Here is a 16,441-nt window from a genome sequence, read left to right on the forward strand (position 1 = left end):
AAAACAATGGAAAAAGAAAAACAAACAGAAATAATTGAAGAAATTAATGAAGCTATTAAAGAAGATAAAAACATCTTAGGATACAGTAAGAAATTTAAAGAAGTGATTGAATATAAGAATAAACCTGCTCCATTAGATATGATGGAAATTAAGAGTGAAAAAGGTAAAGGATTTTGAAGAAACTTTAAAGATTACTGAATTCAAAAAGGCAGATGATTTAAATCATTAGGAATTAAAATTGCTAACCTTTTTAGAAAGAAAGATAAAAAGATTAAAGAAGCCGAAATTGATGTCTTTACAGGCACACAAAGCGAAATGGTTTTTGGCAAAGAAACTAAGATTGCTGCGGAAATTGATGATATTTATTTAACATTTAAAAACCCAGCAAACCCAAAAGAAAAGAACTTAGTTTTAAGAGGACCAAGTTTAAAAATTTACGAAGGAAAGGTTCATGCCTTAATTGGTGAATCTGGTAGCGGTAAATCAGTTATTACTTCTTTACTATATGGTTTAACCGGATCTAACTCAATTATCGAGGGCGGTAAAATTAGACTTTATGGTTTAGAAGTTCAAAACTTTACAGCTTATAACTGAGAAAAATCTAAACTTAGAGGAAGAATTGTTTCGGCAGTTTTCCAAAACCCTATGTCAATTTTGGACCCAACTATGAAAGTTGGTAACCAAATTATTGAAGGGATGCTAGTTAATAAAATTGTTAAAAACAAAAAAGAAGCTCGTGAAGAAGCTATTAAATACTTAAAATTAACTAAAATTAACAATCCAGAAGCTGTTATGAAGACTTATCCTCATGAACTTTCTGGCGGTATGATTCAACGTATAGCTATTGCTGCAATTATTTCGCTTAAACCAAAAATTTTGGTTATGGATGAACCTACAACAGCACTTGACCCAACTGTTCAAGCTTTAGTGCTTGATATTATTAGAGAACTTCAAGAACAATTCCATATTGCGATTGCATTTATTACACACGACTTAGGTGTTGTTGCTTCGATTGCTGACTTTATTAATATTATGTATGCTGGTCAAATTGTTGAAAGTGGTACAAAAGAAGAAATTCTTTTACACCCACAACACCCATATACTTGAGGTTTAATTACCTCAATGCCTGACTTTAATAAAGGTGAAAAATTACAAGTTATTCGTGGAGCTGTTCCATCTAACTTAAATAATATTCAAGGTGATGCTTTTGCTGTTCGTAATGATTATGCATTAGGTATTGACTTTAAGCAAGAACCTTCGTTTTATCAAGTTTCTAAAACTCACTTTGTAAAAAGTAGTTTATTAAGCAAAAACGCTCCTGAATATAAACCACCAAAAATTATTCAAAACTTGTGAAAGAAATACGATCATAAATTAGCTGAAATTGCCGGCAATAAAAATGATATTTATGTTTCTGATGAAGGATTTCAAGAATATGTAAAACTTGCCGAAAAGCATAATGAAGAAGTTCATGCTTTATGACAAGAAAGAGACGCTATTCTAAAAGAAAGAGCAAGAATTAAAGAAGAACAAAAAGCTAAAAAGGCTATGAAACAAGCTAAAAAAGAAAATAAAAAAGAAAATAAAGAGGTAAAACATGAGTAGATATTATGTTGAAAAAGGTAAATTTGGCAAGATATTAACTCGTGAAATTTTACCTGGAACAGAAGAGATGCTTAACGCATATCCTGATTTAGAAAAGCTTGTTGAAATTAGAAATTTAGATATTACTTATGGTTCTGGAAATAAAACTTTTAAAGCCATCAAAGATTTAAACTTAAACATTTATGATGGTGAAGTTTTAGGTCTTGTTGGTGAATCTGGTAGTGGTAAATCAACAACTGGTAGAGCTATTATTGGTTTAACTCCACATAGTTTTGGTTATATTAAAATCTTAGATAGAATTATTCCTAAAAATTTAGATAAAGGTTTTAAATGAGGTAAAGCATACAAAGATATTGTGAAATTCATGGTTAATAAAGTTCAAATGATTTTCCAAGATCCAACTAACTCACTTAACCCATTCAAAAATGTTGAAACAGTTGTAGGTGAAGGTTTGACTAACACCAAAAACTCAAAATGAATTTATTTATCATCATATGATGAAACAGTGTTTATTGAAATTAATAACAACTTAGTTGCAAAAAACAAAAAGTTTGAATTGTATAATAACCCATTAAAGGTTCATAGTGAAAACTCACAAACTATTGAAGCTTCATACAAATTTGTTTATGAAGATTTCAAGCAAGCTTTAGAAGAAAATAAACCTAAAGATGAAGCATTTTTTGCAGAACAACTTGAATTATTAGAAAAACACAGAATTGAAAGAGATTCATTAACTAATTTAAGTGAAAAAGAATGTAAAAAACGTTTAATCATTGATATGCTTAAACAAGTTGGTTTAGACGATTCAGTTCTTGATCGTTTCCCGCTTGAATTCTCTGGTGGACAACAACAACGTTTAGGTATTTGTAGAGCAGTTATTTTACAACCTAAATTACTTATCGCTGATGAACCTATTAGTGCACTTGACGTTTCTATTCAAGCCCAAGTTATTAATATTTTCAACGAACTTAAAAAGAAATATCACTTAACAATTCTTTTTATCGCTCACGACTTAAGAATGGTTGAATATATTTCAGATAGAATTGCCGTTATTAATAAAGGTGTTTTATTAGAAATTGGACCAACTGATGAAATTATTAATAATGCCTTTCACCCTTACACAAAAAGTTTATTAGATGCTGTGCCATCAATTGAAAATGAAAAAGGTTCATTGCTCGGTTCACAGTATGATCCAGCTATTCATGGTTATGATGAAAATGTTCAACCTAAATGAATTGATTTAGGCAACAAGCACTTTGTTTTAGCAACTGAAGAGGAAGTTGCAAAATATAAAGAAGCTAAAACAAATAAGAAAAAATAATATTTTAAAAGACACATCTTGGTTTGAGGTGTGCCTTTTATTTTGTGGTTTATGCCATGCGCAGATCTTAGTAAATATCTAGTTAATTATTAATTATTCATTTTGCTAATTTCCCTATGAAACAAATGAATTAGAAAATTAGCATCATTACTAATTACTAAATTCCACGAGTTTTTTAACAAACTACATATGAAATTTTTTATAAAAATTTAAAGCGTATATTCACGAAAACATGTGAACTGAACTTCAAAAATAACGATTTTTTTAAAACAAATTAATTATTGGGAAAACATTAAAATTCTTCTTTTTTAAAAGAAAAAAACTATAATCATCTTGGGTAGATTATAGTTTTAAAATTTTAAAATCTTTGCGTTTAAATGACGTCGAGATTTTTTGATTCTATTTCTAAAAGTCATTTATGGAAAAACTCTAGAATTTCATCGTTTTGAACAACAATATTCTTTAATGTTTCATCATCTGGATCAAACTTAATTAAAGCTTCTTTAAGCTTAAAAACTAAGTCATCAAGCATTCTATAAAAAGAATAGCCTCTTTTAGAATATTGATATATTTCTTTCGAATATGACTGACTAGAATCAAATTTAAAGTGAATACAAAATTGCTGAAAATCATTTAGCTCCTTGTCTTTTAAAATTTCAGTTTTGTATTCTTTTTGGTTTATTAAGAAACATAAACTTCCATCACTTTTAATAATAAATGCAGTATCGTCATCAGGCGAAATAAATTGCCTTTTGTTTTCTTCATTAACAGCAACATAAAACTTATTTTGAAATTGTACAGTTGATGCGTATATCTTTCTTTTTATTGTTAAGTAGACACTACATTGACTTTCATCCATTTTAGAAAATATATTTTTCTTGTGCTCATAATCTTTTTTATTTCTTTTATTATAAGCTTGAATGATTTCTTCTTTATTGTGAATAAAATCTTCAAATGTTTTTATTTTCTTTAAATGTAAATATGGAGGTAAGAATTGTTGTAGAGAATTATTTGCTCTTTCAACATGAGGTTTAAAAATGGCAATACTAGAGCTTTGGAGTTCTATACCTTTTGAATTTAAATACTGTTTTAAAGGCGTATCCGAATAATCAGTACCTCAAAAAGTTCTTCTTTTATCAGTTCTAATTATTTTTGGTTTACCATAATTTCTAAATAAATCTTCCAATAATTTCATATAGCCTTGATTAGTCTCTTCTTGTTCAATATGTACTGCTAAAACTCTTGAAGTTGATGAATCTACAGCTACATAAATATGAGATTTTTCGCCATTCATTCAACGATGTTCACAAGCATCAAGTTCAACTATTTCACCAAAATCAAGGTTATTATCTCTACATTTTCTTGCTTTAAACATTGTCGTTTCCATAGTTTCATTATATTTAATTAATCTTTTTATTGCTATTACATCTCCATTATTTTCTTTAATTTTCTTAAATTTTCTCTTGCTTTTTTTCTTTGTTTTCTTGGTCATATTTTTTGAATAAAAACCCTTAGCAACCAGATTCTTTATGAATAATCTATAAGTCATATTGTTCTTGTCAAAATCTTTTAAGCAATAATCATAAAAAAATATTAATGAAACAGAACAATCGCATTTTCGGTCATATACATCATCAATAAAAGTGAGATATTCATTAATCAACTCATCAATCCTATTAGTGCTAATTTTTCTATGGTGTTGATTACCTTTATTTTTATGAGAAATAATTAAGCAATTGTTTAACACTTTATCTCTAAGTTTCTTTGCTGTATGCCAATTAATTTGCAAATATTTACTAATTCAAGTGATGGATTTATTCATATTTTTTGCTATAAATTCTAATCTGTACTCATTTCTAAGTTCATAATTCAGAACAATTTATTTTTTCAATTTTTTTCATAGCATAAATAAAGATACCAAAAAGTTAAAAATTCGTTATTTTTGAAGTTATTATAAGTATCGTATTTTTGAAGTTCACTTCACATTTTTATAAAAATTTAAAGCGTATATTCACGAAAACAGCAATTTCCTTTATAATTTAAGAGAAATTAAAGCATAAAGGTGGAGCTAATGAACTATAAGAAAATTTTAATTAAGCTTTCTGGCGAAGGTTTGGTAAACAAAGAAAAACATTTAGCAATTGACTACACTCTTGTAGAAGATATTGCGAGACAATTAAAGGAAATTGTTAAAAAAGGAATTCAAGTTAGCGTTGTAGTTGGTGGCGGTAACTTCTGAAGAGGCGCTAGTGCAGCTAAGAATGGTATTCCAAGAAATAGAGCTGACTACATCGGTATGTTAGCAACAATAATGAATGGACTTGCTTTAAGAAGTGGTTTTGAAAAAAATGGATTAAAAGCTAGAGTTCAATCATCACTTAACATTGATCAAAAGGTAGCTGAAAACTACATAAATGAAAAAACAATCAAATACTTAAAAGATGGTGAAGTTGTTATTTTTGTTGGTGGTACAGGTAGACCATACTTCACAACAGATACAGCAGCGACATTATTTGCTTCAGAAACCGGAGCAGAAGTAATTTTAATGGGTAAGAATGGTGTTTCTGGAGTTTATGATTCAGATCCTAAGACTAATCCAAATGCAAAAAGATATCAAAAAATTTCATATGATGAAATCCTTGATAAAAAATTACAAGTTATGGATTTAACAGCTACAAGTATGGCAAGAGACAATAACATTAACTTAATTATTTTTAACATTAATGAAAAGGATTCTATTTTAAGAGCTATTGAAGGCAAAATAGAACACACAGAGGTAACTAAATAATGGAACTAGATTTATATTTATTAGAATTTGAAGAAGAAACAGAAAAAGTGCTTAACCACTATGTTTTCGAACTTTCAAAAATTTCAACAGGAAGAGCTAATCCTCAAATTATTAGAGGTATTAAAGTTATGTATTATGATTCTTTAACACCACTTGAAGAATTAGCAAATATTAGTGTTCCTGAACCACAACAATTACTTATCAAGCCATTTGATCAAACTTCAGTTAAAGATATTGTTAAAGCTATTTCATTGGCTGGCTTAGGAATTAATCCAGTTGATGAAGGTAGTCAAATTAGAATTACATTTCCACCTTTAACAACCGAAAGAAAGAAAGAATTAGTAAAAGGATTAGCTAAACATACAGAAGCTGCTAAAGTTGGTGTTAGAAACGTTCGTCAAAATATTAATAAGTCAATTAAAGCTGATGAAGAACTTTCAGAAGATGTTCAAAAAAGATATTTAGATGAAGTTCAAAAATTAGTTGATAAAAAAATAGCCCACATTGATGACTTAGAAGCCAAGAAAGAAAAAGATATCTTAACAGTTTAATTTAATAATTAATGCACTTCGTGTGCATTTTTATTTTGCCTAATTTTCCTATTAAATAAGGGCATAAGCGATTTATTAAACAGCTAAACAAGAGCACTTTTCATTTAATTAAGTGCCGCGTTCATAAGAAAATTTTAATAAATCGCTTTCTACACCACACTTAATTTAAAGATTTAATACTTGGGAAAAACATGAGGTTTTTATCATTTTAGTTCTTTTTCTCAATGAAAAGTCTTTTATTTAAATAAAAAGATGTATGAAAGCAAAATGAAATATATTTTTAGGAGTAGTTATAGGTATAGCATCTGTTGGAGCAGCAACTTCAATAGCTTTTTCGACATCAGAAGCCAAAATTAAACCTATTGACAAAAATAAAGAATCAGGTAGGTTTAAAGTAGTTGTTAAAGGCTGCGTTCAATTTCCAGATACATATTATTTCGATAAACCGACAAGTTTAAAAGAGATTTTTAGTATATGCCATCCATTAAATAATGCTGATCTAAGTTCTTTTGATTTAAATCAAACATATGCAACCAATACAACAATAGTAGTTGATAAAAAACAGAATAGTTTACATAATTCAAATAATGAATATGGCAATTCAGGTATGTTGCAATGAAGCCAATTAAATAATACTAATCAATTAACTTCTAGAGGAATAAGCAAATCAATTGCTCAAAAAATTATAAATTTAAGAAAAAATAGGGAGTATGTTACATGAAATGACATTTCAAATATAAAAGGCGTTGGAGAGAAAACGCTGAAAAAATTACAGAGTTTTTTAAGTTTGTAAATCCGTATATTTTAGCTTTTGCAATACCTATTTTCATGCATTTAAGTTTATACACTGAAACAACACAAATTTTATGAATAATAATATATACACTTTTATTATGTTTAATTGCATTACTATCTCAAAAAGCGATGTATGTAGCTGTTATTGTTGCTCTTGCATATTTACTTTCTATGATTCCTAGATTTAATTATCAAAGTCGTCCTATTGGCGAATATCTTATTAATGGTGAAATAATTAAAGTCTCCAAAAACTATTTTGTGATAAGTGATAAAGGATATAACATATTGGTTTTTTCAAGAAACTTGAGTGTTATAAATTTGCAAGAAGGATCAAGTGTTACTATTAATGGAGAGTTAAATAGTAATTTAAAATCATTCAATTTAGACCCAAATTTTTTAAAAAGTAATTCTGTTTCTTATGTGTTAGAGAATCCTAAAATTGAAAGTTTGAATCCACCAATTTATAACATTTCTAATAAAATAAATTGGTATCCTTATGGTTATCCATTTGCCGACAAATACTGAAAAACAGTAGTTTTTGGAATTTACGATAGTAATAATGAATTAATAAATGATATTAATAAATTGAACGTATTACATTTACTTGTTATTTCTGGTCTTCATTTCGACATTCTTTTTGTAATTCTTTTTTGGATATTTAAACCTTTGTCAAAAAGGTGAAAGCACACCAATAAATTCGTCTTTTTAATAGTCTTTTTATATTTAGTTTTGTTAAGAAGCTTTATATCAGGTATAAGAAGTTTTGTGATGCAAGCCGTTAAAAGAAAGGGCACTATAGGTAAAAGAAAAACTAATTTTTTAGATGGTTGAGCGACAGCCATAGTTATTGTCTTTCTGTTAAATTATCAATGAGTATTTAGCTTATCTTTTTTAATTTCTTTTATGTCCTCGTTTTTTGCGTTATGCATTGCTAAACTTTTATCTCATACTAAAATCAAAAGAAATATTTGGAAAACATTGATCATTTCCGTGTCTTTATATTTAATAAATCTACCAATATTATTGAAAATTAATAAATACTTTAATCCTTTCGGTCTCTTCTTTGGTGTTTTACTTATGCCTGTTTTTGAATTAACTTTTTTTGTTTCGGTATTTTGTTTTTGAAGTTTGGATTTTATCAATGCTTATTATTATGCGTTAGATGTTGTATTAAATTTTTTGATTGCAAATTCTTATCCATTAGAGATTAATTTTAAAATTAATTGATCATTGATTTTTTGTATGTATATTGTATGGTTGTCTATTTTGGCGCTGGTCAAAATAAAACAAAAAAATCAGCCGAAGCTGATTTACGGTTAACTTTTCGTTAATATGGCGCGCCCAAGAGGAGTCGAACCCCTAACCTTTTGGTCCGTAGCCAAACACTCTGTCCAATTGAGCTATGGGCGCATTATTTGGAGGCACCAACCGGACTCGAACCGGTAATCAGAGTTTTGCAGACTCGTGCCTTGGCCTTTTGGCTATGGTGCCATTGTAAGCAACTCCCAAAAAGTTTCAAAAGAATTATACAACAATAATTATCTTTTATATAGTAAAAAAATATATGAGCTGCTTAAAAAGATTATTTATAGGAAGAGATAAAATCTAATAATTGTTTTGTTTGTTTTTGATGATAAAGAACGTCAATAATGCTTCTAAGGAAAGGAACATGTAAAGAAGGGTATTGAGTTAAAATGTCTTCAAGAATTTTCGCATTGTGAAACCCCTCAATTGTTTTTTTGTTTTTCTTTAAAGTATTTTCTAAGCCTTCTTTAGCAACTTCATATCCAAACGAAAAGTTTCTGCTTTTTGGACTAGAACATGTTAAGAAAATATCGCCTATTCCAGCTAATTCAAAGCCTAATTTGTCAGAACCTTTAGGGAACATTGTTTTATATATTTGATCAATTTCCTTAACTCCAATAGAAAGAAGAGCTGCTTGAGAGTTTTGGTAAGGCATCATATAATTAATCATTCCTATACCAATTGCTAAAACATTTTTTAAAGAAGCAAATAATTCTGAACCTTGTTCATCTTCATTAATCACTGCTCCAAATGTATCATTATTAAAAATATGAGCAACTTCATGTAAATATTTAGTGTTAGGACCCACAATATTTACCATAGTTAAACAATTATGGAAAACTTCAACTGCGAATGATGGACCAATTAATGTACAATAGTTTTTAATATTGTCTGAAAATTTAGACATTAATATTTCTGAAAAGAACTTTTTACTTTGTGATTCAATACCCTTGGCAACATTAATAATATTTATCTTTTTATCTTTAATAATTTCTTTAATTTGTGAAAGAACTGAAACAATTGCACCTGATGGAACTGCTAAAACTAAATAATCAAAATCACTTAATGCTTCATTTAAGCTCAAAGTTGCTTTAATATTTTGAGGATTATTAAATTTCGCATCTTTGAAATATTTAGAGTTTAAGCCTTTGTTTATATCATTAATTTCATCATGATCAATGCCTCACAAAGTAACACTATTGTTATTTTTAGATAAGACAGAAGCTAAAGCACTGGCTCAAGCACCAGAACCTATAAATGTAATTTTTTTGTTCATAGTTTTTCCTTTTTTAATTGTTTTATAGTTTATTAAGTAAATTATACAACTTAACAAGTTGGTCTAATGTTAATTGTTCAGCACGAGTATTGTCATCGATATTCATAGTTGAATATGCTGATGTAATAAGTTCTTTATCATAGTTTTGTTTTAATGATCAAGTAAGTTTTTTTCTTCGATTAGCGAAGCAAAGTTTTAAGAAGTTTTTAATATTTTCAAAGTTATCTTGCTTGTCTTGATAGAACTCTAAAGAAACGATAGCAGAGTCTACTTTGGGAATAGGAGTAAAGTTATTTTTGCCTACAAATAATTCTTTTGTAACTTTTGCTACGTATTGACATGTTACAGTTAATTTACTATATTCTTTAGAATTAGGTTTAGCAACTAATCTATTAGCAACTTCATCTTGGACCATTAATGTAGCTCTTTTAAATAGGAATCTGTAATCCAAAAGTTTCATAATAATATCACTAGTTATATAGTAAGGGATATTACCACAAACCTCAAAACCACCGAAGCTATTTAAATCAGCTTCTAAAAAATCTCCTTGAATGATTTTTTTAGTTTCATCATTAAATCAATTCTTAGCATTTAAAATTTGAATCATATCAGTGTCTATTTCAAATGCTACAAATTCATCTGCTGCAGGAATTAAATGTTCTGTTAATGCTCCCATACCTGGACCAATTTCAATTATTTTTTTATTGGTTGGATTAATAATATTAACGATTTTCTTTATGATTCCTTGATTATTTAAAAAGTTTTGACCAAATTTCTTTTTAGCTCTAATGTTTTCTTGAGACATTTATTTTAAAAAGAGAATTTGCGTTTTTTAAAATTTGGTCAGTAAACTTTTCGATAGGCATATCCTTTAAGCCTGCAAGATAGTTCGCGGTATAAATAACATAATTAGGATAATTAATATCACTTCTTTTAATAGCAGGCGAAAGATATGGGGCATCGGTTTCAGTTAGCATTCTATCAATAGGTAGTCATTTTACTACTTCAACTGTTTTATAGGCATTTTTATAAGTTACAATACCGCTAAAACTAAAGTAGCAACCTAATTCATAGAACTTTTGTGCTCAATATAAATCGCCACTAAAAGTATGAATCATGAATTTAACATCAGGGAATTTTTTCATGATTTCATAAAGGTCTTCATATGAATCTCTCATGTGAATTACGACTGGTATATTATGTTTTTGAGCAACTTTAATTTGTGCTATAAATGATGCTTTTTGTTTAACTTTATCAGTTTCAGGATAATAATAATCTAAACCAATTTCACCAATTGCGACTACATCAGGTGTTCATTGCTTTTCAATAGTTTCACCATCAACAGCTCCATGTGATTCATTTGGATGGATACCAATAACTGGGAATGTGTAATCAAAGTATTTGCAAATTTCAAGTACTTCAGCATTTTCAGCTTCATTGCAACCTGTAATTAACATAGCTGCAAGTCCTTTATTATGCGCTTTTTCAATAACTTGAAAATTGTCTTTGTAATACATTTTAATTGGGTGAGTATGACAATCTATGAATTTAATTGACATATATGGCTCCTTTCTCTTTATTAATTATTTGCCTAAGCAGAAGTTTTTGAACATTTCATCTAGAAGCAATTCATTATCTGCTCTACCGGTTATATCAGTTAAACTACTTCATGCTTGACGTAAATCAATAATTGTTAAATCAGGGTCAAGATTATTATCAATAGCAGTGATAGCATCTTGAATTGAGTGTTGTGCTTGTTTAATTAAAGCTAATTGTCTTGAGTTATTTACATATTGTTCATTATTTAAATCAACATCTTTAAAAATAGAAACTAGTTTATCTTTTAGTTCTTGAACATCATTATTTTTAGCACTGACATAAATAGCATCTTTTCTGATTTTTGATGGATCAATCAAATCTTTTTTATTAATAACTGGAATATAAACTTTGTGAAAACTTTTAGCTAATGCTTCAATTTCAGCGTCTGATTCATCTTCGGATTGATTTGGATCAAAGACATGAATTACAATATCTGCCTCTTCTATTTGGTGCATTGATTTTTCAATTCCAATTTTTTCAATCGTTTCATTTGTCTTTCTAATTCCAGCTGTATCTATAAATTGGAATAAGTATCCTTTGTATTGAAATGATGCTTCAACTAAGTCTCTGGTAGTGCCAGCAATATCAGTTACAATTGCCTTATCTTGCTCTAAAATAGCGTTTAAGAGAGAACTCTTACCAACATTAGGCTTACCCAAAATTGCAACTTTAATACCTTCAAAAATTAATCTTGATGTTTCACTTAATTCAATTGTTTTTAGAAGTTTATTATTTAATGCTATCAATCTTGGCTTTAGTTCATCATTGAAAGGATTATCAAAATCATATTCAGGATAATCGATGCTTACTTCCATTTCACCAATCATGTAAGATAATTCACTTTTAAGTTCATTAATAAATTTGGTTGTTTCACCATCGAATTTTTTAAGAGCTAATTTAGTTTGATTAAGAGTTTTTGAATGGATTAATTCGTTAATAGCTTCTGCTTTGATCAAGTCCATTTTTCCATTTAAAAAGCTTCTTCTACTAAATTCTCCAGGTTCAGCTAATCTTGCCCCATTTGCTAAAAGTAGCTCAAGAATTCGATTGGTAACTATTATTCCACCATGGCAATTTATTTCAACTGTATTTTCACCAACAAAATTATTTTTACCAATATATCACACGCATAAAACTTCATCCACAACTTCATTATTGTTGAAGTTATCTATTATTTTTCCGAATGTAATAGTTTGGTTTGCTCCAATTTTACCTGTAAAAATTTTTTTAACGATGTTAATACTATCTTCACCACTAACACGAATTATTGAAATTGCTTGGTTAACTTTACCGCCTGAGGAAATTGCTGCTATAGTGTCATTTATCATAATAATGTAATTTTACATTATTAAAGATATAATGCTAATCATTTATTCAAAACTGGGAATAACTTGCGGTTTTTCCCAAAAAAGTTCATTTTTTGATTTTCTTTCAAAAAATCACAATAAAAACATATGAAAGACTTTTATATATCAAATACACATTTCAAAGAAGTTATTGCTAAATATTTCAATATGTTTGACTCTATAAAATCATTATCATTTTTGAATTATTCAGAGAATGAGAATAGGTTATCTTTAAGGGTCAGATTGTTAATTAATTACAAGTTCCTATTGCATTCGATAGGCTTAAATTATTGTAAAAATTTATATAGAAAATATAAAAGCAAAATCGAATTATTTAAAGATGATCTGCGGCAAAATAAGATTACATACGAAGACATATATAATGACATAAAACCCTATAAAAAAGACTTATTTATCAAAAAGATTATGGCAATTGAGAAGTGAACAAAGATGTATAAATTCACGAATTACACCTATCAATTTGAGTATTTTAAAATTAAACCAGAATATTCCTTTATGGATTCAACATATCAAAAAGCAAGCTTAATTGTCGTTTCAAAACCCAATTATAATAATGAAAGAGTTGTAATATATGGCATACCCAGTAATCTTTATAAATTTGAACATATAACGAAAAATAAATATTTTTATAATATGCAGCACAATGTAGTGAACACTGTGTTTTTACCAATTAGTGTTAAGTATAAAAAGATTTCGGATAAAGATTTAGAGTCATACCTGAAAGTTGATGTAACTTTTTGAAACAAGAAGCCATCTACAAGTTATCTGGCAAGTTAAACAAACATTCATATTATCATCGTAAAAATACAAGCATTTTTTAATAATAAAAAAAGAAAGGAAAAATCGTTGTGATCTTTCCTTCCAAATTAAGAAAATTGATAATTTCTTCTTTAGGTTTTTCCTAAGATTAATTATTATTTTTGTAATTTTACAAAGTATGTTAATGTTCTAACAAGTTGTGCTGTATATGACATTTCGTTGTCGTATCATGCAAATACTTTGTAAATTCTTTTACCATCATGTTCTTGAACTCTTGTTAATGTTGAGTCAAAGATTGAACCGTAGTGTGAACCAATAATATCTGATGAAACGATAGGATCTGTTTCATATTTTAATGTTTGGTTTGCTGCTTTTTCAAATGCTGCGTTAATTTCTTCAACTGTTGGTTCTTTCTTTAATTGAACTGATAAGTCAATAAATGAACCTGTAATTGTTGGAACACGTAAAGCAAAACCATCTAATGCACCATTAGCTTCAGGAATAACTAAACGAATAGCTTTAGCTGCACCTGTTGTTGATGGAACGATGTTTTGACTTGCTGAACGAGCACGACGTAAGTCACCTTTACGGTGTGGTCCATCTTGTAACATTTGGTCACCTGTAAATGAGTGAACTGTTGTCATGAAACCATTTTCTAATCCAAAGTTATCAACTAAAACTTTAACAACTGGAGCTAAACAGTTTGTTGTACATGAAGCAGCTGAGATAATTTCATCTTCTGCTGTTAATGTCTTGTGGTTTACATTGTAAACGATTGTTTTAACATCTTTACCAGCTGGAGCCGAAATAACAACTTTTTTAGCACCTGCTTCGATGTGTTTGTGAGCTAAATCTTTTTTAACAAAGAAACCTGTACATTCTAAAACGATGTCAATACCTAATTCTTTTCATGGTAATAAAGCAGGATCTTTTTCTGAAAGAACTTGGATAACGTGTTTTCCGTCATCGATAACGATTGTGTTATCTTTAACTTCAACTTTATTTTTTAATGGTCCAAATGCTGTGTCATATTTTAATAAATGAGCAAGCATTTTTGCGTCTGTTAAATCATTAACAGCAACAATTTCAACTTCTTTATTGTGAGTTTCAAGTAAGTAACGTAATGTTAAACGACCAATACGACCGAAACCATTAATAGCGACTTTTTTCATATTAATCTCCTTAAAAAATATTTTTATAAACTAGTTTATTTAGTATTAATTAAGTAATACTAACTAAATTATATATATTTTAAAAACGATTTGGCTTTCGAGGAAATATAAAAATATAAAAAGTATGGTATTTTTTCCCTTTTTATTAATAAAATACCTTATTTATTGTTGTTTTAGTTGAGTTAATATAAGCGGAAATGCTAGTTTGATTGCATTGTTAAGTTAGTTTAGTTAAAAGCAAAAAAATAACCGATTGACGATTATTTTTGAGCTTCGATTTTTTCACAACCCATATAAGGGATTAATTTTTTAGGAATTGAGATAGATCCATCTGAGTTTTGGCAATTTTCTAAAATTGCAGCTACTAATCTATCGATTGCTAAGCCTGAACCATTCATAGTGTGAGCATATTGAATTTCATTATTTTCATCACGATATCTAATCATAGCTCTTCTTGCTTGGAAGTCACCCATGTATGAAACTGAGCTAATTTCACGATATTTAATTTCTGATGGAAGTCATACTTCTAAGTCAATTGTTGTTCTAGCTGAAAATCCTAAATCACCAGTACATAATCTTAATTCTCTGTAAGGAAGTTCAAGTTCTTCTAACACTAATTTAGCTTCTTGGAGCATTTCATTAAATTCAGATTCTCAATCTTTTTCATTAGTAATTTTTACTAATTCAACTTTTTTGAATTGGTGATTTCTGATGATACCTTTCATATCTTTACCACCAGAACCAGCTTCTGATCTAAAGCATTCTGTGAAAGCAGTTAATCTAATAGGTTTAGATAAATCAATGATTTCATTATTATATAAGTTGGTTAATGGAACTTCAGCAGTTGGGATTAAATATAAATCATTTGAATTCATGTAGAATAAGTCTTCTTTAAATTTAGGTAATTGACCTGTACCAAAAAGAATTTCAGGTTTAACTAAAACAGGAACAGCATATTCTGTATAACCATGTTTATCATGTAAGTCAAGCATAAAGTTTTGAAGTGCTCTAGTTAATTTTGCACCTCATCCTTTATAAATAACAAAACGTGAACCCGAAAGTTTTACAGCTCTATCCAAATCGATGATGTCTAATTTTTTAGCAACTTCATAATGAGGAAGAACACCTGAGATTAAACCTCTACCTAATTTATCATGTGTAGCAATTACAACATTATCTCTATCGTCTGCACCTTTAGGTACAAAAGGCATAGGTAAGTTTGGAATTCTAATTAAAGCATCTTGAACTTTAGCATCAATTTTTTTAGCTTTTTCTTCATATTTTTGAACTTCTTTTTTAAGTTGTTCACATTCGCTTTTTACTTTTGCAAAAGCTTCTTTATCATCTTTTAATTTAGGTAGTTCCTTACTTAATGAAGATAATTTAGCTCTTTTTTGTTGAGCTTTGAACATGATTTTTCCTCTATCGCTGGCATGTTTCAACATGTTATCGTAAAATTCAATATCAAAATTTCTTGATTTTAAAGCTTCTCTAACACTATCAGGATTGTTTAAAATATATTTAAGGCTAAGCATACTAAATCTCCTTTTTTATAGTTGTTTTAGCAAATTTTATAAATTCAAAATATTGAATATTTTTAGCTTGCTAATTTGTTATATAAATCATAATACATTTATTTTTAATCAGGCAAAAAAGATTATTAAAAAAATGATGTGTTTTTTGCTTATTTATATATAATTAGAAAATACATTTATAATTAATATATTATATTAGGAGGAATTATGAGTTTAAGAACATATCAACCTAGCAAAAGACAAAGAGCTAAAGTACACGGTTTCCGTGCAAGAATGGCTACTGCAAACGGTAGAAAAGTTTTAGCTGCTAGAAGAGCAAAAGGTAGAGCAAGATTAACTGTATCAGACGCAAAATAATTTTTTAGAAT

General features: G+C 28.4%; 15 protein-coding genes and 2 tRNA genes. 8 read left to right on the top strand and 9 right to left on the bottom strand.

The annotated features are described in order from the left end of the window. Window positions 1–6: 6 nt before the first annotated feature. Together ACJA22_RS00090 and ACJA22_RS00095 are read left to right on the top strand one after the other, a co-directional pair. Window positions 7–1,605 carry an ABC transporter ATP-binding protein gene (locus ACJA22_RS00090; RefSeq protein ID WP_406617121.1) on the top strand — a complete coding sequence of 533 codons (1,599 nt, stop codon included), beginning with the start codon at window positions 7–9 and terminating at the stop codon, window positions 1,603–1,605. Next, complete coding sequence (locus tag ACJA22_RS00095; protein ID WP_406617122.1) at window positions 1,598–2,926, top strand: ABC transporter ATP-binding protein; 1,329 nt, start codon at window positions 1,598–1,600, stop codon at window positions 2,924–2,926. Before ACJA22_RS00090 ends, ACJA22_RS00095 begins: the two co-directional genes overlap by 8 nt. Before the next feature lie 373 nt (window positions 2,927–3,299). Here ACJA22_RS00095 and ACJA22_RS00100 read toward each other — a convergent pair whose 3' ends face one another. Next, window positions 3,300–4,748, bottom strand: coding sequence for a DDE-type integrase/transposase/recombinase (locus tag ACJA22_RS00100; protein ID WP_406617123.1), 1,449 nt, complete (start codon window positions 4,746–4,748; stop codon window positions 3,300–3,302). Window positions 4,749–4,997: 249 nt separating this feature from the next. On the opposite strand from ACJA22_RS00100, the gene pyrH reads away from it, so the two are divergent. From pyrH to ACJA22_RS00120, 4 genes are all read left to right on the top strand, one after another. Next, window positions 4,998–5,714: a UMP kinase gene (gene pyrH / locus ACJA22_RS00105; protein ID WP_406617124.1), complete on the top strand. Its 717-nt coding sequence runs from the start codon at window positions 4,998–5,000 to the stop codon at window positions 5,712–5,714. After that, on the top strand, window positions 5,714–6,265 hold the full coding sequence (frr, locus tag ACJA22_RS00110; protein WP_406617125.1) for a ribosome recycling factor: 552 nt from the start codon (window positions 5,714–5,716) through the stop codon (window positions 6,263–6,265). The genes pyrH and frr overlap by 1 nt, the downstream gene beginning before the upstream one ends. A 256-nt stretch (window positions 6,266–6,521) precedes the next feature. Further along, window positions 6,522–7,058, top strand: a complete 537-nt coding sequence (locus ACJA22_RS00115; protein WP_406617126.1) for an MAG0490 family ComEA-like DNA-binding protein — start codon at window positions 6,522–6,524, stop codon at window positions 7,056–7,058. After that, a complete protein-coding gene (locus ACJA22_RS00120; RefSeq protein WP_406617127.1) occupies window positions 6,983–8,380 on the top strand; it encodes an MAG0480 family ComEC-like protein in 1,398 nt (465 codons plus the stop codon). Before ACJA22_RS00115 ends, ACJA22_RS00120 begins: the two co-directional genes overlap by 76 nt. A gap of 13 nt (window positions 8,381–8,393) precedes the next feature. On the opposite strand, the gene ACJA22_RS00125 is transcribed toward ACJA22_RS00120, so the two are convergent. The 6 genes from ACJA22_RS00125 to mnmE all read right to left on the bottom strand — a co-directional run bounded on the left by ACJA22_RS00125 (window position 8,394) and on the right by mnmE (window position 12,568). After that, a tRNA-Arg gene (locus ACJA22_RS00125) sits at window positions 8,394–8,470 on the bottom strand. Between the two features lie 6 nt (window positions 8,471–8,476). After that, window positions 8,477–8,551: transfer RNA gene (locus ACJA22_RS00130), tRNA-Cys, on the bottom strand. A 91-nt stretch (window positions 8,552–8,642) separates the two neighbouring features. After that, the gene (locus tag ACJA22_RS00135; RefSeq protein WP_406617128.1) at window positions 8,643–9,641 is read right to left on the bottom strand and encodes an NAD(P)H-dependent glycerol-3-phosphate dehydrogenase; all 999 of its coding nucleotides are present in this window, start codon (window positions 9,639–9,641) and stop codon (window positions 8,643–8,645) included. A gap of 22 nt (window positions 9,642–9,663) precedes the next feature. Continuing rightward, entirely contained in the window at window positions 9,664–10,446 is a 783-nt protein-coding gene (gene rsmA / locus ACJA22_RS00140) for a 16S rRNA (adenine(1518)-N(6)/adenine(1519)-N(6))-dimethyltransferase RsmA (protein ID WP_406617129.1), read from the bottom strand. Further along, entirely contained in the window at window positions 10,427–11,200 is a 774-nt protein-coding gene (locus ACJA22_RS00145) for a TatD family hydrolase (RefSeq protein WP_406617130.1), read from the bottom strand. Before ACJA22_RS00145 ends, rsmA begins: the two co-directional genes overlap by 20 nt. Window positions 11,201–11,224: 24 nt before the next feature. Continuing rightward, a complete protein-coding gene (mnmE, locus tag ACJA22_RS00150) occupies window positions 11,225–12,568 on the bottom strand; it encodes a tRNA uridine-5-carboxymethylaminomethyl(34) synthesis GTPase MnmE (protein ID WP_406617131.1) in 1,344 nt (447 codons plus the stop codon). 444 nt (window positions 12,569–13,012) lie between these two features. Here mnmE and ACJA22_RS00155 point away from each other — a divergent pair, with 444 nt between their 5' ends. Continuing rightward, window positions 13,013–13,384: a hypothetical protein gene (locus tag ACJA22_RS00155; RefSeq protein WP_406617132.1), complete on the top strand. Its 372-nt coding sequence runs from the start codon at window positions 13,013–13,015 to the stop codon at window positions 13,382–13,384. Window positions 13,385–13,521: 137 nt separating this feature from the next. On the opposite strand, the gene gap is transcribed toward ACJA22_RS00155, so the two are convergent. Further along, window positions 13,522–14,538: a type I glyceraldehyde-3-phosphate dehydrogenase gene (gene gap / locus ACJA22_RS00160; RefSeq protein ID WP_406617133.1), complete on the bottom strand. Its 1,017-nt coding sequence runs from the start codon at window positions 14,536–14,538 to the stop codon at window positions 13,522–13,524. A gap of 260 nt (window positions 14,539–14,798) precedes the next feature. Further along, a complete protein-coding gene (gene serS / locus ACJA22_RS00165; RefSeq protein WP_406617134.1) occupies window positions 14,799–16,073 on the bottom strand; it encodes a serine--tRNA ligase in 1,275 nt (424 codons plus the stop codon). Between the two features lie 207 nt (window positions 16,074–16,280). Here serS and rpmH point away from each other — a divergent pair, with 207 nt between their 5' ends. Beyond that, complete coding sequence (rpmH, locus tag ACJA22_RS00170) at window positions 16,281–16,430, top strand: 50S ribosomal protein L34 (RefSeq protein ID WP_406617135.1); 150 nt, start codon at window positions 16,281–16,283, stop codon at window positions 16,428–16,430. Window positions 16,431–16,441 lie beyond the last annotated feature (11 nt).

Source organism: Mycoplasmopsis adleri (assembly GCF_045276205.1).
GTDB lineage: Bacteria > Bacillota_I > Bacilli_A > Mycoplasmatales > Metamycoplasmataceae > Mycoplasmopsis > Mycoplasmopsis adleri.